Source organism: Nocardioides sp. P4_G4 (assembly GCF_056401085.1).
The window spans coordinates 37,593-56,364 of the sequence record NZ_JBFUKA010000006.1 but is presented as its reverse complement, the minus strand read 5'-3'; the positions used below and the strand labels follow the sequence as shown (position 1 = coordinate 56,364).

Genomic DNA, 18,772 nt, shown 5'->3' with positions numbered 1-18,772 from the left:
ATCAGCCTTCTTCGGCCCAGTCCCCGAGAACCCAGTCGCGGACGTCGGGCAGGTCCTGCAGGTTCTCGACGATGTACGTCGCGTGCTCGGCCAGCCTGGCCTCGCACCACGCCATGAGGTCACTGGCTCCGGGCGGGGTGCGGCGCGCGTTGTTCAGCGCGTCCATCACCAGGTGGTAGCGCGAGGCCCGGTTGCGCACCACCATGTCGAACGGCGTGGTCGTGGTCCCCTCCTCGATGAAGCCGCGCACCCTGAACCGGTCGGCGTCGGGTCGGCCGTGCACGAGCTGGTGGATCGCGCCCGGGTAGCCGTGGAAGGCAAAGACCACGTCCACGTGATCGGTGAACAGCTCGTCGAAGAGCGTCTCGTCCATGCCGTGCGGATGGTCCTTGGGGCGTGGCAGGGTCATCAGGTCGACCACGTTGACCACGCGGGTCCGGAAGAGCGGCAGGTGCTCTCGCAGGATGGCGGCGGCCGCCACCGTCTCCATCGTCACCACGTCGCCGGCGCAGGCCAGCACGATGTCGGGGTCGGCGCTGCCGTCATCGGTGCCCGCCCAGGCCCAGACACCCGCGCCCCGGGCGCAGTGCTCGACCGCCTCGTCGATGGTGAGCCACTGGAGCTGGGGCTGCTTGTCGATGACGACGAGGTTGACGTACGACCGGGAGCGGAAGCAGTGGTCGGCCACCGAGAGCAGGCAGTTGGCGTCGGGCGGCAGGTAGACGCGGCCGATGTTGCCGCGGGTGGTGATCACGTTCTGGATCAGGCCCGGCCCCTGGTGGCTGAACCCGTTGTGGTCGTTGCGCCAGGCCGTCGAGGTGAGCAGGACGTTGAGGCTCGGCACCTTCGCCCGCCAGGGGAGCTCGTCGGCCTCCTGGAGCCACTTGCTGTGCTGGATCGTCTGGGAGGCGCTCACCATCGCGAAGGCCTCGTAGGTGGCGAACCAGCCGTGGCGACCGGTGAGGGTGTAGCCCTCGAGCCAGCCGTGGCAGTTGTGCTCGGAGAGCACCTCCATGACCCGGCCGTCGCGCGACAGGGCCACGTCCTCGGGCGTGACCCGTTCGGCGAACGCTCGGTCGGATACCTCGAAGACGGCCCCGAGCCGGTTGCTGTTCGTCTCGTCGGGGCAGAACAGCCTGAACCGATCGGGGTTGGCCGCATAGACGTCGCGCATCATCGCGCCCAGCGCTCGGGTCGACTCGCTCCGCAGGGCGGCCGGTCGGGGCACCTCGACCGCGTAGTCACGGAAGTCCGGCATCACCAGGTCGCGGGTCAGGAGGCCGCCGTTCGCGTGGGGCGTGGCGCTCATCCGCAGCTCGCCGTCCGGGTTGGCCCGGCGGACCAGCTCCGATGGCGCTCCGTCCTCGTCGAAGAGGTCCTCGGGCCGGTAGGAGCGCAACCAGTCGTCGAGCACCTGCAGGTGCGCCGGGTCGCCCTTGACCCCCGACAGCGGCACCTGGTGCGCACGCCAGGTCCCGCGCACCTGGACGCCGTCGACGACGTCCGGACCCGTCCAGCCCTTGGGGCTGCGCAGCACGATCATCGGCCACCGCGGACGGACACCGTCCCAGTCCCCACTGCGTGCGGCGGACTGGATCGCTCGGATCCCGGACCAGGCCCGGGTGAGCGCCTCCGCGAACCGCACGTGCATCCCGGGCACGTCCTCACCCTCGACCTCGATGACCTCGTAGCCGTGGCCCTCGAAGAGCGAGCGCACCTCGGCGGGGTCCTTGCGGCCGAGCACGGTCGGGCCGGCGATCTTGGCGCCGTTCAGGTGGAGGATCGGGAGCACCGCGCCGTCGCGCGCCGGGTTGAGGAACGACACGCCCTTCCAGGAGCCCTCGAGCGGGCCGGTCTCGGCCTCGCCGTCGCCGACGACCGCCAGCGCGATCAGGTCCGGGTTGTCCATCACGGCGCCGAAGGCGTGCACCAGGACGTAGCCCAGCTCGCCCCCCTCGTGGATCGAGCCGGGGGTCGTCACCGAGACGTGGCTCGGGATGCCTCCGGGAGCCGAGAACTGACGGAACAGCCGGGCCATCCCGCTGGTGTCCTGCCGGACCTCGGGGTAGACCTCGGAATAGGTGCCCTCCAGATATCCGGCGGCGACGAGCGCCGGACCACCGTGCCCGGGACCGGCCAGGTACACCATCTCCTGCCCGGTCTCCCGGATCAGTCGGGACGCGTGCGCGTAGATGAACGACAGACCCGGGCTGGTGCCCCAGTGGCCGAGCAGCCGGGGCTTGATGTGGTCGGAGTGCAGGGGCTCCCGCAGGAGTGGGTTGGCCATCAGGTAGATCTGGCCGACGGTGAGGTAGTTGTTCGCCCGCCACCACGCGTCGACCGCAGCCACGTCGTCGGCGCTGGGGTGGGACAGCCGGTCCAGGAGCTCCGCCCCGGGCGGATCGAGGTCGCTGCGAGTCATGGGAGCGACGTTACGCAGACGACCCCGGCTCCCGTTTCACCCGCTGTGGATGAGCCCCGTCCGGGCGCAGTTCGCGATGGTGGGCGTGTCCGGCGAGCGCGAAGGAGGCGCCCATGTCGCAGTTGGCAGCACGTCCGGCTTCCCCGGCAGGAATGGATGCCCGGGAGGTGGCCGCGGGGCTCGACGTGGACCCGGGGCAAGGCTTGAGTGCCGACGAGGCGCAGCGGCGGCTGGAGTCGCAGGGTGCGAACCGGTTGACCGGCGGCAAGAAGGAGTCGGGTTTCCGAGCCTTCCTCCGGCAGTACCAGGACTTCATGCAGATCGTGCTGCTGGTGGCTGCCGCGGTGAACCTCGTGGTGACCGGTGACGTCGGCACCTCGCTGGTCCTGGCCGGGCTGACGCTGTTCAACGCGGTGATCGGGTTGCGGCAGGAGGCCAAGGCCGAGGAGAGCGTCGCGGCGCTGTCACAGATGATGAAGACGGTCGCGCGAGTACGCCGCGACGGCCAGGCGGTCGAGATCGACGCGGAGCAGCTGGTCCCGGGCGACATGGTGCTGGTCGAGGCCGGCAACCGGGTGCCGGCCGACGGTCGGATCACCCTGGCGGCCACCCTGGAGATCGAGGAGGCCGCCCTGACCGGTGAGAGCCTGCCGGTCGGCAAGTCCACCGACCCCGTGCCGGGCGACGACGTGCCGTTGGGGGACCGCACCTGCATCGCCTACATGAACACCTCGGTCACACGCGGGCGTGGCGAGATCCTGGTGACCGCGACCGGCATGAACACCGAGATCGGGCACATCGCCGACCTGCTCGCCAACACCGAGACCGACAAGACCCCGTTGCAGAAGCAGCTCGACGGACTCTCGAAGATCATCGCGCTCATCGCGGGCGTGGCCCTGGTGTTCGTGGTCGTGCTCGGACTGGTGAGGGGGGAGTCGTTCGACACGCTGTTCATCACCGGTGTCGCCCTGGCCGTCGCGGCGATCCCGACCGGCCTGCCCGCCGTGGTCACTGCCCTGCTGTCCATGGGGACGCGCGAGATAGCCCAGCGCGGCGCAATCGTGAAGCGGCTGCCGGCCGTCGAGACGCTGGGGTCCACCTCGGCGATCTGCTCGGACAAGACCGGCACCCTGACCCTGAACAAGATGACCGCACGGGAGATGGCGATCCCCGGTCTCAACAACTACACGGTGTCGGGCGAGGGCTACGGAACAGAGGGCGAGATCAAGCACGTCGGCGGCGCCCGGATCGATCTGGACCCCTACCTGCTGCCGATGGTCCTGTGCGCGGACGCTGTCCTGGACGGGGAGGGCCTGATCGGCGACCCCACCGAAGGCGCTCTCATCGTGCTGGGCGCGAAGGGCGGGCTGGACCTCGACGCCACGAAGCGGGACTTCCCGCGGGTGGACGAGGTCCCGTTCGACTCCGAGTACAAGTTCATGGCCACCTTCCACGAGATGACCGGTGCCGACGGTCGGCCGGTCGTGCGCTGCTACGTCAAGGGTGCACCGGACGTGCTGATCTCGCGCGGCGGGAGCTACCGCTCCCCGGATGGCGCCCTCGTGCCCGTCACCGACGAGAACCGCCACCTTGCGATCGAGGCAAACGACCGGATGGCCAACTCCGGTGAACGCGTCATGGTGGTGGCCCAGCGGGACTTCGACCACGCCACGTTCGATCGGGCCCGGTCCGGAGAGGGCGGCACCCTGATCGACCTGGTCACCGACCTCACCCTGCTGGCGATGGTGGGCATCGTCGACCCGCCACGGCCGGAGGCGAAGGCAGCGATCGCGGAGTGCCACTCTGCCGGGATCCGGGTCCGGATGATCACCGGTGACCATGCGGTCACGGCCGCCGCGATCGCCGGAGAGCTCGGCATCCAGGGCCGCGCGCTCACCGGGACCGAGTTCTCGGCCATGAGCGACGACGAGCTGCTCGGCCAGCTCGACGACATCGGCGTCGTCGCACGAGTGGCCCCCGAGGACAAGATCCGGCTGGTCCAGCTGCTCAAGCGCTCGGGCAACGTGGTCGCGATGACGGGCGACGGTGTCAACGACGCTCCCGCGCTCAAGGCCGCCGACATCGGCGTCGCCATGGGCATCACGGGCACGGAGGTCTCCAAGGAGGCCGCGGTGATGATCCTGACCGACGACAACTTCGCCACGATCGTGGGCGCTGTGTCCTACGGGCGCACCCTCTACGACAACCTCGTGAAGTACCTCCGCTTCCAGATGTCCACGCTGGTCGCCTACATCGCGATATTCCTCGTCGCCGGCCTCCTGGACGTCGCCGGGGGCGTGCCGCTGAACCCGCTGCAGATCCTGTGGCTCAACATGGTGGTCGACATCCCCATCGCCATCGCTCTCGGGTTCGACCAGGCCACGAAGGGCCTGATGGCCCGGCCGCCCCGCCCGGTCGCGGCACCCGTCCTGTCCCGCGCGAACTGGGTCCGACTGTGCATCCAGGGCGCGATCATGACGGCCGGCTCGCTCGTGGCCTACCAGATCGGCGACGACCTGGACGGCACCCTGGTCGCTGCCACGATGCTGCTCACCACGCTGTCGATCTTCCACGTGGTGGCCGGTCTCCTGTCGCGGGACCAGCTCGGCACCATCTTCGACAGGGACGCACTGCCCGGCGTGGCCCAGCTCCGCCGGTACGGCATCGCGGTCCTCGCGATCGTCGCCATCACCACCATCGACCTCCTGAAGAAGATCTTCGGCACCACCGAGCTCGACGGCGCGCAGTGGGGCATCTGTCTCGCCATCGCCGCGAGCCTGCTGGTCGTCGAGGAGGCCATCAAGTTCCTGCTTCGCCGTCGCGAGGGCGACCCGCACACGGCGCCGGTCGCGCCGACACCGACACCCGTGACGGTTCCCCAAACCGTCTGACCGGAATAGAGGAGTCACATGTCGTTCAACCTACGCAACCGCAGCTTCCTCAAGGAGCTCGACTTCACCCCCGACGAGCTGCGTTTCCTCCTCAAGCTCGCCGCGGACCTGAAGGCAGCCAAGTACGGCGGCTACGAGACGCCTCGTCTGGAGGGCAAGGACATCGCCCTCATCTTCCAGAAGACCTCGACGCGCACCCGGACCGCCTTCGAGGTGGCGGCCAAGGACCAGGGAGCGCACACCACCTACCTCGACCCCGGAGGCTCCCAGATCGGTCACAAGGAGTCCATGAAGGACACCGCGCGCGTGCTGGGACGCACCTTCGACGGCATCGAGTACCGGGGCTTCTCCCAGAAGGACGTGGAGATCCTGGCCGAATTTGCCGGGGTGCCGGTGTGGAACGGGCTGACCGACGAGTTCCACCCCACCCAGATCCTCGCCGACATGCTCACCATGAGCGAGCACAGCGACAAGAGCCTCACCGACATCGCCTACTGCTACCTCGGCGACGCCCGCAACAACATGGGCAACTCGCTGATGGTCGGCGGCTGCAAGCTCGGCATGGACGTCCGTCTCTGCGCGCCCCAGCACCTGTGGCCGTCCGACGACCTGGTCAAGACCTGCCGGGAGATCGCGGAGTCCACCGGCGCCCGGCTCACCCTCACCGCCGATGTGGACGAGGGCGTCTCCGGCGTCGACTTCCTCTACACCGACGTCTGGGTCTCCATGGGCGAGGAGAAGAGCGTGTGGAAGGAGCGGATCGAGCTGCTCGGGCCCTACCAGGTGAACGCCGACGTCGTCGAGCGCACCGGGAACCGCAAGGTCAAGTTCCTGCACTGCCTGCCGGCGTTCCACAACCGGGACACCAAGGTGGGGGAGGAGATCTTCCAGACCTACGGCCTCGACGGACTCGAGGTCACCGACGAGGTGTTCGAGTCCGAGCACTCCATCGTCTTCGACCAGGCCGAGAACCGGCTGCACACCATCAAGGCCGTCATGGTCGCCACCCTCGGGTCCTGAGGCGGTCGTCGTGCGCGTTGTCGTGGCACTCGGGGGAAATGCCCTGCTGAAGCGTGGCGAGCCGATGACGGCGGAGCGGCAGCGGGACAACGTGCGGGTGGCGGCGCCGGCGCTCGCGGCGATCGCCAGCCGGCACGAGCTGGTGCTGTCGCACGGGAACGGTCCCCAGGTCGGGCTGCTGGCCCTGCAGGCCGCGTCGTACGCCGAGGTGGAGCCGTATCCGCTGGACGTCCTGGGTGCCCAGTCCGAGGGGATGATCGGCTACGTCCTGGAGCAGGAGCTCGGCAACCAGATGCCGGTCGACGCCCCGCTCGCGACCATCCTGACGATGGTCGAGGTCGACCCGGCCGATCCCGCGTTCGCCGACCCCACCAAGTTCGTCGGACCGATCTACGACAAGCAGCAGGCCGACCAGCTGGTCGCCGAGAAGGCGTGGACGTTCAAGCAGGACGGGGAGGCCTGGCGGCGTGTCGTTCCTTCTCCCGAGCCGCGCCGCATCTTCGAGATCCGGCCGATCCGCTGGCTCCTGGAGAACGGAGCGGTGGTGATCTGTGCCGGCGGCGGGGGTGTGCCGACCATGTTCCTGCCCGCCGCGGAGAACAGGCTCGTCGGGGTCGAGGCCGTCATCGACAAGGATCTCGCCAGCCAGCTGCTCGCCCGTGAGGTGGAGGCCGACCTGTTCGTGATGGTGACCGACGTCGACGGCGTGTACGCCGACTGGGGGACGCCGGAGCAGCGCCACCTCGACCGGGTGACCCCGCAGGAGCTGCGTGGACAACCGTTCGCAGCCGGTTCGATGGGTCCCAAGGTCGACGCGGCCGCCCGGTTCGTCGAGGCCACAGGCAAGCGGGCCGCCATCGGCGGCCTGACGGAGATCGAACAGATCGTCGAAGGGACTGCCGGCACCCAAGTGGTCGCCGGCTGAGCCGCGGACGGTCTCACCAGGCACGGATGGGAGAAGAAGATGACAACGTTCGGAGTCCACTCGGAGGTCGGACGCCTTCGACAGGTGATGGTCCATCGGCCGGAGCTCAGCCTGCAACGGCTGACGCCGACCAACCACGACGGGCTGCTGTTCGATGACGTGCTGTGGGTGGAGCGCGCGCAGTACGAGCACGATCAGTTCGTGGCCCGGATGCGCGAGCGGGGTGTGGAGGTCTTCGTCCTCCAGACACTCCTCGCCGAAGCGCTCGAGGCCAGTGCCGAGGGCCGTCAGCGCCTGATCGAGGTAGCCGCGTCGGAGTACACCGTAGGCCTGTCGCTCGTGGACGAGATCCGAGCTGCCCTCGCCGACATGACGCCCGAGGTGCTGGCCACCCACCTGATCGGCGGTCTGACCGTCGCGGAGTCGGGACTCGATGTCGCCCGCAACCGGGGCAGCTCCCTCCCGGCCGCTGCCCTGGACGACCCGAGCATGTTCGTGCTGCCGCCGCTGCCCAACACCCTCTTCACCCGGGATTCCTCGTGCTGGATCTTCGGGGGAGTCACGATCAACCCGATGTTCTGGCCGGCCCGGCGGCTCGAGGCCTACAACATGGTGGCCATCTACCGCTACCACCCGATGTTCGCCGACGCGGACTTCGAGTACTGGTACCCGCACCTGCGTGAGGACGGCCGCTTCGACTCGCACGACTTCGGGCGGTCCTCCCTCGAGGGCGGCGACGTCCAGCCGATCGGCAACGGGACGGTCCTCATCGGGATGAGCGAACGTTCCCAGGCCCGGATGATCGAGCAGGTCGCAGCCGCCCTGTTCGAGAAGGGTGCTGCGGAGCGAGTGATCGCGGTGGTCATGACCAAGGACCGGGCCCACATGCACCTGGACACGGTGTTCACCATGCTGGACCGCGACAAGGTCACGGCGTACCCGAAGGTCGTCGACGGCGTCCGGGCCATCAGCCTCCGGCCGGGCAGCAACGGGAAGCGCTTCCACGTCACCGAGGAGAAGTCCTTCCTCGGTGCGGTGGCCGACACGATGGGCGTCCCCCGCATGCACGTGGTGGAGACAGGTGGTGACGCCTACCAGCAGGAGCGCGAGCAGTGGGACGACGGCAACAACGTGGTCGCACTGGAGCCCGGGGTCGTCGTGGCCTACGAACGCAACACCTACACGATCGCGAAGATGCGCGAGGCCGGCGTCGAGGTGATCACGATCGAGGGGTTCGAGCTCGGCAAGGGCCGCGGCGGTGGACACTGCATGACCTGCCCGCTCACCCGCGACCCGGTGTGACGGGACAAGTCCCATGTTCTCAGAGATGCCGCGGTGGTTCTTCGTCGTCGTGCTGCTGGCCTGCGTGGTCGGCATGCTCGTGTGGGCGCGCGGGAACGAGCACCACCACGGCCAGTACGTCGGCTCGCTCGGCGCGGTGCACAGCACCTCCCTGACGGCGCGGGCCTAGGAGCGACGCATGCCGGCCGCTCCCGAGGCGCCGATGCCGGCCGGCAYCGGTGCGCCGACGCCGGGGGGACGGGTTCCCCGCCCCCCGACGATGCTCGACGCGGTCCTGCCGATCGTGGTGCTGATCTGCCTGCTGGCCCTGACCATCATCGTCTTCGGCATCGACGCGACGAACGGCCCGCTCCAGGTGGCGCTGCTGATCAGTGCCGCGTTCGCCAGCCTGATGGCGTTCAAGAACGGGTACACCGTCGCCGGCGTGGCCGAGGCCGCCGTGGGAGGCGTGACCTCTGCCGTCGGAGCGATCTTCATCCTGCTGGCCGTCGGCTCCCTGATCGGCACCTGGAACATGGCCGGCACCATCCCCACCATCGTCGACTACGGCATCCGGATAGTCAGCCCGACGTGGTTCTTCGTGACCGCAGCCGTGGTGTGCGCCCTGGTCGGCATGGTCACCGGCAGCTCGTGGACCACCGCCGGCACCCTCGGCGTGGCGTTCGTGGGGATGGCCAACGTGATGGGCCTGTCCGAGGCGATGGCCGCCGGAGCCGTCATCTGCGGCGCCTACTTCGGCGACAAGATGACCCCGCTGTCCGAGACCACGATCCTGGTCCCGCAGCTCGTCGGCGGTGGACTGACCGTCGGTGAGCATGTGCGGAACATGTTCTGGACCGCCGGTCCGGCGCTGGGCATCAGCCTGGTGATCTTCACGGTGCTCGGCCTCAACGCCGAACCCGAAGGTGCCATCAGCACCGACGCAGCCCGAGAGGCGCTGGGAACGGCGTTCGACATCTCGGCGGTGAACCTCCTCCCGCTCCTGCTGCTGGTGGTCTTCGCGATCCTGAAGTTCCCGCCCTTCCTGTCCATCCTCGGGTCCGCACTGTTCGCCGGCATCCTGGCGCAGTTCACCCAGTGGGACGCGGTCAAGGCGTTCGTCGACGACCCCGGCCTGGGGCCGTTCTCCACCGCCGTCCACGCGATCTTCGAAGCCATGGCCACCGGGTTCGTCAGCAACTCCGGCTCCCCGGCCATCGACGACCTGTTCTCGGGCGGCGGCATGGCGGGCCTGCTGACGACCATCTGGCTCGTCCTCGGCGCGCTCTCCTTCGCCGCCGTGATGGAGCACGCGGGCTTCCTGCAACGGCTGCTCATGCCGATCGTCTCGCGTGCGGGGCGACGGGGTTCGCTGATCCTCGCGGTCAACGGCAGCGGCATCGGCCTGAACGTCATCGCCGGTGACCAGTACGTCGCCGTCGTCCTCCCGGCACGCATGTTCCGCAACGAGTTCGCTCGGCGGGACCTGGCTCCGCAGGTGCTGTCCCGGGCCGTGGAGGACTCCGGAACCGTGACGTCGGTCCTGGTGCCGTGGAACACCTGTGGCGCCTACATCTCCGGCGTCCTGGGGGTCTCGACCGCCGCCTACTTCCCGTTCTGCTTCTTCAACCTGCTCAGTCCGCTGCTCGACATCCTCTACGGCTACATCGGCTTCAAGGTCCCCGGGGCCGAGAAGTCCTGGGGAGACACCGAGCAGATCCCCGTCGTCCCACCCGACACCGGGCAGCCGCCCGGGGACAGGAGCTCTTGATGAGCGACCAGAGCACGACGAGCCCCGCCGAGCGGAAGCACGGGTTCACCCTCCCCTCGGCGTACACGATCCTCTTCGCCCTGATCGTCCTCATGGCGTTGGCGACGTGGCTCATCCCCGCGGGGCAGTACCAGCTCGACAAGGAGGGCGCCCCCCTCCCGGGCACCTACAAGGAGGTCGACGGCAATCCGCAGCGTGTTCTCATCGACTCCCTGACCGCGCCCATCAACGGCCTGTACGGCATCGAGGCCGCCGACGGGAGCATCAGCTACTACAACACCGGTGCCCTGTTCGGCGCCATCGACGTCGCCCTCTTCATCATCGTCATCGGCGGCTTCCTCGGGGTGACCATGCGCACCGGCGCAATCCAGACCGGCATCAGTGGCCTGGTGGCGCGACTCAAGGGCCGCGAGCGCTGGATGATCCCGATCCTGATGATGGTCTTCGCGCTCGGCGGGTCCACCTACGGCATGGCCGAGGAGAGCCTGGCGTTCTACAGCCTGGTCATCGCCGTCATGATCGCGGCCGGGTACGACGCGCTCACCGGCGCCGCGGTCGTGCTGCTCGGGTGTGGGATCGGGACGCTCGGCTCGACCATCAACCCGTTCGCCACCGGCATCGCGTCCGGGTTCGCCGGGGTCTCCATCAGCGACGGGCTGTTGTCGCGACTCATCATCCTGGTGCTGGGCCTGGGTCTGGGCATCTTCTTCGTGCTGCGGTACGCCGACCGGGTCAAGAAGGACCCGACCACGTCCGTGGTCCACGACATGAAGGAGTCGAACCAGGCACACTTCGCCGTCGACCAGGAGGCCACCACCGTGGTCATGTCAGGCCAGCAGAAGGCGATCCTCGTGACGTTCGGACTCGCCTTCGGGATCATGATGTACGGCGTCATCCCGTGGGAGGACATGGGTATCGGGCTGCCGACGCTGTGGTGGTGGTTCCCCGAGATGACGGCGCTGTTCATCCTGTTCTCGGTCATCATCGGCCTCATCGGCCGGCTGGGCGAGGGTGAGCTGACCGACGCGTTCGTCGACGGCGCCAGGGACCTCCTGGGGGTCGCCCTCATCATCGGGATCGCCCGTGGCATCACGGTGGTCATGAACAACGGCGGGATCACCGACACGGTTCTGCACTGGGCCGAGATCGCCGTCGACGGGGTCGGTGAGGTCGGGTTCGCGGTCGTGGTGTTCCTGCTCTTCATGCCGCTGTCCTTCCTCATCCCGTCCTCATCGGGGCTCGCCACCGTCTCGATGCCGATCATGGCGCCGCTCGCCGACTTCGTCGGCGTTCCGGCCGAGCTGGTCGTGACCGCGTTCCAGAGCGCCTCCGGGCTGATGAACCTCTTCATCCCGACGTCGGCGGTGGTGATGGGTGGCCTGGCGATCGCCAGGGTGCCCTACGGCACCTACCTGCGATGGGTGTGGCCGCTGCTGGCCATGTTGGCCGGGCTGGTGATCGTCGTTCTCGGCGCGGCAGCGCTGGTCACCTGACGCCGGCCGGCGGGACGTCATTGCGGTTCGTGCCGGCCACCGTCGCCCGCACGACGATCCGCGTAGTCTGCGGCGCATGGCACCCGACTGCCGGGCGGTCCGGTGACGGCGACCGCAACCCCCCAGGTCATGACCCCCGAGGAGTCGCGACGCGCCGGTCCGATCGTGCTGGTGCTCGCCCTGTGCGGCACCTCCGTCTCGCTGATGCAGACCCTCGTCGTCCCGCTGCTGCCCGACTTCCCCCGGCTGCTGGACACCACCGCCGACAACGCCTCCTGGCTGGTCACCGTCACCCTGCTCACCGCCGCGGTGGCCACCCCGATCCTGTCCCGCCTCGCCGACATGTACGGCAAGCGCCGGATGATCGTCGTCTCGCTCGTGCTGCTGCTGGCCGGGTCGCTGCTGGGTGCCGCGAGCGACTCGCTGCAGGTCCTCATCGTCGCCCGCGCGCTCCAGGGCTTCGCGCCCGCGCTGATCCCGATCGGCATCTCCACCATGCGCGACGAGCTCCCTCCGGAGCGGATCGGCAGCGCCGTCGCCCTGATGAGCACCACGCTCGGCATCGGTGGCGCGGTCGGGCTCCCGCTGTCGGGGGTCATCTACGAGTCGTTCGGCTGGCAGGCCGTCTTCTGGGGCAGCGTCGCCATGTCGGTGGTGATGCTGGTGCTGGTGCTCACGGTCGTGCCCGAGTCCACCGTGCGCACCCCGGCCCGCTTCGACTGGGTGGGTGCGATCCTGATGTCGATCGCCCTCACCTCGCTCCTGCTGGCCATCTCCAAGGGCGGCCACTGGGGCTGGACCTCGCAGTGGACGCTGCTGTCCTTCCTCGTCTCCGCCCTCGTCTTCGCGATGTGGGCGCCCTGGGAGCTGCGCACCGGCCAACCCCTGGTCGACCTGCGCACCTCGGCGCGACGGCCGGTGCTGCTCACCAACATCGCCTCCCTGCTCGCCGGTTTCGCCATGTTCTCCAACCTGCTGGTCGCGGTGCAGCAGCTCCAGCTCCCTGTCGACAGCGGGGTCGGCTTCGGCCTGAGCGTCACCGAGGCGGGCCTGGCCATGCTGCCCGGCGGTGTGCTGATGATCGTCATGTCGCCGTTCTCCGCCTCCATCACCCGCCGCTTCGGCGCCCGTACGACGCTGGTCGCGGGGCTGCTGGTGACCGGCCTGGGCTACGTCCTGCGCGTGCTCCTCGACGGCAGCGTGTTCCAGGTCAGTGTCGCGGTGGCCGTCGTCTCGGTCGGAGTCGCGATCGCCTTCTCGGCGATGCCGGTGCTGATCATGCAGTCGGTGCCGATCACCGAGACCGCTGCGGCCAACGGGCTCAACGCCGTGGTCCGCTCCATCGGCACCTCGACGTGCTCGGCGACGGTCGCCGCGGTGCTCACCGCGGGGACCATGGTGGTCGGCGACATCGCCTACCCGTCCCTGGGCGCCGTGCACGCCACCGCCTGGCTGGCCGCGGGTGCCGCCCTGCTCGGAGCGGGAGTGGCCCTGTTCATCCCCGCCCGTCCCGCGCCCGCCCTCGCCTCGACGCCTGCCGTCCGGCCCGGTCGGCAGCCGGAGACGTTGCGCGCCGACGCCGTACGGCGAGGGGACGCCGGGACCGAGGTGGTGGTCCGCGGCCGGGTCCAGAAGCCCGATGGAAGCCCGGCCAGGCTCGCCGTGGTGTCGGTGCTGGAGCGGACCGGCCGCCAGGCCGACTGGGCGCGGGCCGACAACGACGGCCGCTGGTCCCTCGTGCTGCCCGGGGCGGGGGAGTACCTCGTGGTCTACGGCGCCGAGGGCTGGGCGGCGCGCTCGGAGCTCCGACAGCTCTCCCCGGACTCGCCGTCCGTCCTGCGGATCGACCAGCGGCTCACGGTGGCCGGCGTGGTCTCCCGCGGCGGCTGGCCGGTGGACGACGCGCTCGTGGTCCTCACCGATGCGGCGGGGGAGTCCGTCGGCGCGACCCGCACCGACGAGGAGGGCCACTACGAGCTGGGCCTGCCACCCCTCGGGCGCTACGTCCTGACCGCCCTCGACCCGCGCACCGGGACGGCGGAGTCCGAGGACGTGGTGATCAGCGCCCAGCGGCGACGGTTCAACGTCGTCATGCCCGAGGTCTCCGAGGTGAGCGAGGTCGGGTCCTGACGACCTCGACGTCGACGCGTTCGACGTGTCCTGACCCGAGCTCGTCGCTCTGGGATCTCGTCGTGGACGCCACGCGGTGGGTGCGCCACACTCAGTCATGCAGCAGATGCCGCTCCGCGAGTACATCGACTCCCTGGTGCAGGAGGGGTACACCGTCCGTGACGACCACGGCGGGGATCCGCTCCTGATCCGTCCCGACGGCAGCGCGGTCGACACGTGGCGCGACGACTACCCCTACGACGAACTGATGAGCCGCAACTCCTACGAGGTCGAGAAGTACCTGCTGCAGATCGAGCTGTTGAAGTTCCAGTACTGGACCCAGGACAACCGGCGCCGACACGTGGTCGTGTTCGAGGGGCGGGACGCGGCCGGCAAGGGCGGCACCATCAAGCGGTTCACCGAGCACCTCAACCCGCGGGGGGCGCGCGTGGTGGCGCTGACCAAGCCGAGCTCGACCGAGCTGGGCCAGTGGTACCTCCAGCGGTACGTCGCGCACCTGCCGACGTTCGGGGAGATCGTGATGTTCGACCGCTCCTGGTACAACCGCGCCGGCGTGGAGCGCGTCATGGGCTTCTGCACCGACGAGGAGTACGGCACCTTCATGTCACAGGCTCCGGCCTTCGAGCGCATGCTCCACGACGACGGCATCGAGGTGACCAAGCTGTGGTTCTCGGTGACACAGCAGGAGCAGCGGACCCGGTTCGCGGTGCGACAGATCGACCCGGTGCGGCGGTGGAAGCTCTCACCCATGGACATCGAGAGCCTCGACAAGTGGGAGGCCTACACCCAGGCCAAGGAGGAGATGTTCCTCCGCACCGACACCGACCACACGCCCTGGTACACGGTGAAGAGCAACGACAAGAAGCGGGCCCGGATCAACGCGCTGAGGCTCTTCCTGCACCATGTCGACTACGAGGGCAAGGACCCCACCGTGGTCTTCGCTCCCGACCCCGCCATCGTGCAGCGGGGCCGGGACGCCGTCGGCGACTGACCCGGTCAGCTCCCGCCGGCCGGCAGGGCCTCGAGCATGACGTCCGGGTTGTCGCGCTCGGTGACCTTGGCCCGCCACTGGTCCACGAAGAGCGCCAGGTAGGTGCCGTCGCTGCGCCGGAGGACCTCGACACCCCGCATCCCGGCCAGCGCCGAGGCGCCGGCACTGTCGGTGCGCCGGGCGAGCTGGTAGTCCAGCCGGGTGAACCGGATCGGGGCGTTGAACTCGTTGGTCATCCGGTCCTCGACGACCTCGAACTGCATGGGGCCGACGGCGGCGAGGACGGGGCTCTGGTCGCCGCGCAGGTCGGACCGCAGCACCTGCACCACGCCCTCCTGGTCGAGCTGCTCGATGCCCCGGCGGAACTGCTTGTAGCGGCCGATGTCGCCGGCGCTGGCGCTCACGAAGTGCTCGGGGGCGAAGGTCGGCACCGGCGGGTACTCGATCGGGTCGCCGACGTACACCGTGTCGCCGACCCGCAGGGCCTGCGCGTTGACCAGGCCGATGATGTCGCCGGGCTCGGCGCTCTCCACCGAGGTCGTCTCCCGGCCGAAGACCGCCTGCGCGAACTTCGTCGCGAAGGGGCGACCGGTGCCGGCGTGGGTGACGACCATGCCGCGCTCGAAGGTGCCTGAGACGACGCGCGCGTACGCGAGCCGGTCGCGGTGGGCGCTGTTCATCCCGGACTGCACCTTGAAGACGAAGGCGCTGAACTCGTCGGCGACCTCGCGGACCGACCCGTCGACCCCGGGGGTCGCGCTGGGCTCCGGGGCCAGGTCGAGCAGCAGGTCCAGCAGCTGCGCGACGCCGAAGTTCTGCAGGGCCGAGGCGAACATGACGGGTGTCGTCTCGCCGGCCAGGAAGCGCTCCTGGTCGTGGTCGGCGTCGTCGAGGGTGAGCAGCTCGTGCTCCTCGACCGCGTCGGCCCACACCTGCGCGTCGGTCTCGGCCACCTGGTCGGGGCCCAACCGCTGCTCCGGGGCCCGCGTGGCCCCGCCGGCGGTGCGGGTGTACTTCACGAAGTCACCCGTACGCCGGTCCAGGACGCCGCGGAAGTCGCCGGCCTCGCCGACCGGCCAGGTCAGAGGAGTGGGGCGGAGCTTGATCTTCTCCTGGATCAGGTCCATCAGCTCCAGTGCCGACAGGCCGGGCCGGTCCCACTTGTTGATGACCGTGATCACCGGGATGCCACGCAGGGCGCAGACCTTGAACAGCTTGAGCGTCTGCGGCTCGAGCCCCTTGCCCGCGTCGACCAGCATCACCGCCGAGTCGACCGCCGACAGCACCCGGTAGGTGTCCTCGGAGAAGTCGCTGTGGCCGGGGGTGTCGACGAGGTTGATCACGTGGTCGCGGTAGACGAACTGCAGCGCGGCGGAGGTGATCGAGATGCCGCGCGCCTTCTCCATCGCCATCCAGTCGGACACGGTGGCGCGGCGGTCGCCCTTGCCGTGGACGGCCCCCGCCTCGGTGATCACCCGCGCGTGCAGGGCGAGCGCCTCGGTGAGGGTCGACTTGCCCGCGTCGGGGTGGCTGATGACGGCGAACGTACGGCGGGGGCGGGAGTCGGGCACCGGCCAAATCTACCGGGACGAGGCTTGGACCCGTGCTTCCGCGGCGGTGGTCTCCTCGTCGTACGCCGCCGGCTGGGGCAGGGCGTGCGGCTCGACGCCGCCCTCAAGGGCGATGACGGGCAGGATCCGGTCCAGCCACGCCGGCAGCCACCAGTTGGCCCTGCCCAGCAGGGACATGGTCGCCGGCACCARGACCATGCGGACCACGGTGGCGTCGATGAGGATCGCGGTGGCCAGCCCCAGGCCGAGCATCTTCAGCGACGGCACCGGGCTGGCGACGAAGCTGAGGAAGACCGCGACCATGATGAGGGCGGCGGACGTGATCACCCGTCCGGTGCCGGCAAGACCGCGGGCGACCGACTCGGCGTTGTCGCCGGTGCGGTCGTACTCCTCGCGGATCCGGGAGAGCAGGAACACCTCGTAGTCCATGGAGAGCCCGAACAGGATCGGGAACATGATCACCACGATGACCGAGGTGATCGGCGTCGGCCCGGCCAGGCCCAGGAGCTCGGCGCCCCAGCCCCACTGGAAGACCGCGACCAGGACGCCGTACGCCCCGGCGATGGACAGCAGGTTCATCACGGCCGCCTTGAGGGGCACCGCGATCGAGCGGAAGACCAGCATCAGGAGCAGGAACGACACCCCGATCACCGTGCCGATGAAGATCGGCAGCTTGGCGTTGAGCTGGTCGTTGAGGTCGTCGGTCGTGGCCGTGATCCCCGAGACGTAGACGTTGTCCGGGACGACGTCGCGGACCCGCTGGATCGTCGCCGAGGTGTCGGCGTCGGCCGGACCGGTGGTCGGGGTCGCGGTCATGACCACGGTGTCGCCCTGCGGGGAGACGAGCGGCTCGCCGACCGAGGCGATCCCGGGAACGGCGGCGATCTCCGCGGCGACCGCGGGGAGGTCGGCCGCCCCGGCACCGCTCTCGCCGAGGTCGGTGATGACCAGGAGCGGTGCGTTGACGCCGATGCCGAAGCCCTCCGCCAGGAGGTCGTACGCCTGTCGGTGGGTCGTCTCGGCGGGGGCGTCGCCGGCCGCGGGGAAGCCGGTCTGCATCCAGAACGCGGGGGCCGCGATCGCCAGCAGGGCTGCGGTGGAGGCCAGCAGGTAGGGCCAGGGGCGAGCCGAGACCCGGTGGCCGAAGCGCCACCATGCGGTGTCCTCGGCGGGCGTGGCGGAGGCGCGGCGACGCCCGATGCGGCCCTTGTCGATGCGGTCGCCCAGCAGGGCCAGGAGGGCGGGGAGGAGGGTGATGGCGGCGGCCACGGCGAGGAGCACCATGAGGGAGGTGGCCAGCCCGATCGAGGTCAGCACGCCGAGCCCGATGGTGGCCAGCGAGGCCGTGGCGATGACGACGGTGCCCCCGGCGAACACGACCGCCGTGCCGGAGGAGCCCATGGCATGGGCGAGGGCGCGCTGGTTGTCGACTCCCTTGGCCCGGCTCTCGCGGTACCGGGACACGACGAACAGGGCGTAGTCGATGCCCACGCCGAGGCCGACCAGCCCGGCGACGGGGATGGCCGACGGTGACACGTCGATGACGGCGGCCAGGATGCCGATGCCCCCGACGCCGGCGCCGACGGCGATGAGGGCGATCCCGATCGGCAGGACGGCCGCCACGAAGGTCCCGAAGACCAGGAGCAGCACCATCAGGGCCACCAGCAGGCCGATCCCGACGTGCCCCGAGCTGTTGGCCGCGGCGTTGAGGAAGACGGCGTCGCCGCCGAGCTCGACCCGGACGCCCGGCTCGCCCATGGCCGAGACGGAGTCGGCCAGGCTGGTGAACGCCGGCTTGCCCATCTCCCGCTCGGGCACGTCGAGGGTGATGCGGGCGTACCCGATGCGCCCGTCGGGCGACACGGTGCCCGTCGTGAACGGGTCGGTCACCGTGGCGACGTGGTCGAGCCCGGAGACGTCGGCCAGCACCGAGTCGACGCCGGCACGCTGGGACTCGAGGGTGGCGCCCTCGTCGGCAGCGAGGACGACGAGCGCAGAGCCCAGCGCCGCGTCGGGGAACTCGTCGGCGAGCAGCGCCGAGGCGCGCTCGCTCTCGCTGCCCCGCGCGGAGAAGTCGTCGACGAAGGTGCCCCCGCCGGTGGCGGCGAGGAGCAGGACGGTGGCGAGGACGAGCATCCAGCCGGTCATGGTGCGCCAGGGGTGCCTCGCGCTCGCCATGGCGACAGCTCGGGTGAACCTGTTCATGGTGGTCTGCCTCTCGGGAGTGGGGTCCCGGTGGTGGGCCCTGGAGTCGTGAAGCTAGGCAGTGATGTGGTG

The 18,772-nt window shown here is 69.7% G+C and carries 12 protein-coding genes; 9 read left to right on the top strand and 3 right to left on the bottom strand.

What is annotated here, in order from left to right; all coding sequences use genetic code 11:
* Position 1 precedes the first annotated feature (1 nt).
* A complete protein-coding gene (locus AC1DQF_RS02645; protein WP_477523660.1) occupies positions 2–2,422 on the bottom strand; it encodes a phosphoketolase family protein in 2,421 nt (806 codons plus the stop codon).
* A gap of 113 nt (positions 2,423–2,535) precedes the next feature.
* On the opposite strand from AC1DQF_RS02645, the gene AC1DQF_RS02640 reads away from it, so the two are divergent.
* The 9 genes from AC1DQF_RS02640 (at position 2,536) to ppk2 (ending at position 14,924) form a co-directional block, all read left to right on the top strand.
* A complete protein-coding gene (locus tag AC1DQF_RS02640; RefSeq protein ID WP_477523659.1) occupies positions 2,536–5,313 on the top strand; it encodes a cation-translocating P-type ATPase in 2,778 nt (925 codons plus the stop codon).
* An 18-nt stretch (positions 5,314–5,331) separates the two neighbouring features.
* On the top strand, positions 5,332–6,333 hold the full coding sequence (gene argF, locus AC1DQF_RS02635; protein ID WP_477523658.1) for an ornithine carbamoyltransferase: 1,002 nt from the start codon (positions 5,332–5,334) through the stop codon (positions 6,331–6,333).
* A 10-nt stretch (positions 6,334–6,343) separates the two neighbouring features.
* Positions 6,344–7,258: a carbamate kinase gene (gene arcC, locus AC1DQF_RS02630; protein ID WP_477523657.1), complete on the top strand. Its 915-nt coding sequence runs from the start codon at positions 6,344–6,346 to the stop codon at positions 7,256–7,258.
* Between the two features lie 39 nt (positions 7,259–7,297).
* Entirely contained in the window at positions 7,298–8,560 is a 1,263-nt protein-coding gene (locus AC1DQF_RS02625) for an arginine deiminase (RefSeq protein ID WP_477523656.1), read from the top strand.
* Between the two features lie 13 nt (positions 8,561–8,573).
* Complete coding sequence (locus AC1DQF_RS02620; protein WP_477523655.1) at positions 8,574–8,729, top strand: hypothetical protein; 156 nt, start codon at positions 8,574–8,576, stop codon at positions 8,727–8,729.
* A gap of 9 nt (positions 8,730–8,738) precedes the next feature.
* Complete coding sequence (locus AC1DQF_RS02615) at positions 8,739–10,310, top strand: Na+/H+ antiporter NhaC family protein (RefSeq protein WP_477523654.1); 1,572 nt, start codon at positions 8,739–8,741, stop codon at positions 10,308–10,310.
* Positions 10,310–11,803 (top strand): YfcC family protein, encoded by a 1,494-nt coding sequence (locus tag AC1DQF_RS02610; RefSeq protein WP_477523653.1) that lies wholly within the window; start codon positions 10,310–10,312, stop codon positions 11,801–11,803. Before AC1DQF_RS02615 ends, AC1DQF_RS02610 begins: the two co-directional genes overlap by 1 nt.
* 129 nt (positions 11,804–11,932) lie before the next feature.
* A complete protein-coding gene (locus AC1DQF_RS02605; RefSeq protein WP_477523652.1) occupies positions 11,933–13,933 on the top strand; it encodes an MFS transporter in 2,001 nt (666 codons plus the stop codon).
* Between the two features lie 97 nt (positions 13,934–14,030).
* Positions 14,031–14,924 carry a polyphosphate kinase 2 gene (gene ppk2, locus AC1DQF_RS02600; protein ID WP_477523651.1) on the top strand — a complete coding sequence of 298 codons (894 nt, stop codon included), beginning with the start codon at positions 14,031–14,033 and terminating at the stop codon, positions 14,922–14,924.
* A gap of 5 nt (positions 14,925–14,929) precedes the next feature.
* Here the strand turns inward: ppk2 and AC1DQF_RS02595 are convergent, their stop codons facing one another.
* Together AC1DQF_RS02595 and AC1DQF_RS02590 are read right to left on the bottom strand one after the other, a co-directional pair.
* Positions 14,930–16,495, bottom strand: a complete 1,566-nt coding sequence (locus AC1DQF_RS02595; protein ID WP_477523650.1) for a peptide chain release factor 3 — start codon at positions 16,493–16,495, stop codon at positions 14,930–14,932.
* A 9-nt stretch (positions 16,496–16,504) separates the two neighbouring features.
* On the bottom strand, positions 16,505–18,700 hold the full coding sequence (locus AC1DQF_RS02590) for an MMPL family transporter (protein ID WP_477523649.1): 2,196 nt from the start codon (positions 18,698–18,700) through the stop codon (positions 16,505–16,507).
* Positions 18,701–18,772: the final 72 nt, after the last annotated feature.

What these genes read in the sequence shown, in the direction of transcription:
- AC1DQF_RS02645 (WP_477523660.1), bottom strand. Translation starts at nt 2,422, where the DNA reads ATGACTCGCAGCGACCTCGATCCGCCCGGGGCGGAGCTCCTGGACCGG.
- AC1DQF_RS02640 (WP_477523659.1), top strand. Translation starts at nt 2,536, where the DNA reads ATGTCGCAGTTGGCAGCACGTCCGGCTTCCCCGGCAGGAATGGATGCC.
- argF (WP_477523658.1), top strand. Translation starts at nt 5,332, where the DNA reads ATGTCGTTCAACCTACGCAACCGCAGCTTCCTCAAGGAGCTCGACTTC.
- AC1DQF_RS02625 (WP_477523656.1), top strand. Translation starts at nt 7,298, where the DNA reads ATGACAACGTTCGGAGTCCACTCGGAGGTCGGACGCCTTCGACAGGTG.
- AC1DQF_RS02620 (WP_477523655.1), top strand. Translation starts at nt 8,574, where the DNA reads ATGTTCTCAGAGATGCCGCGGTGGTTCTTCGTCGTCGTGCTGCTGGCC.
- AC1DQF_RS02610 (WP_477523653.1), top strand. Translation starts at nt 10,310, where the DNA reads ATGAGCGACCAGAGCACGACGAGCCCCGCCGAGCGGAAGCACGGGTTC.
- AC1DQF_RS02605 (WP_477523652.1), top strand. Translation starts at nt 11,933, where the DNA reads ATGACCCCCGAGGAGTCGCGACGCGCCGGTCCGATCGTGCTGGTGCTC.
- ppk2 (WP_477523651.1), top strand. Translation starts at nt 14,031, where the DNA reads ATGCAGCAGATGCCGCTCCGCGAGTACATCGACTCCCTGGTGCAGGAG.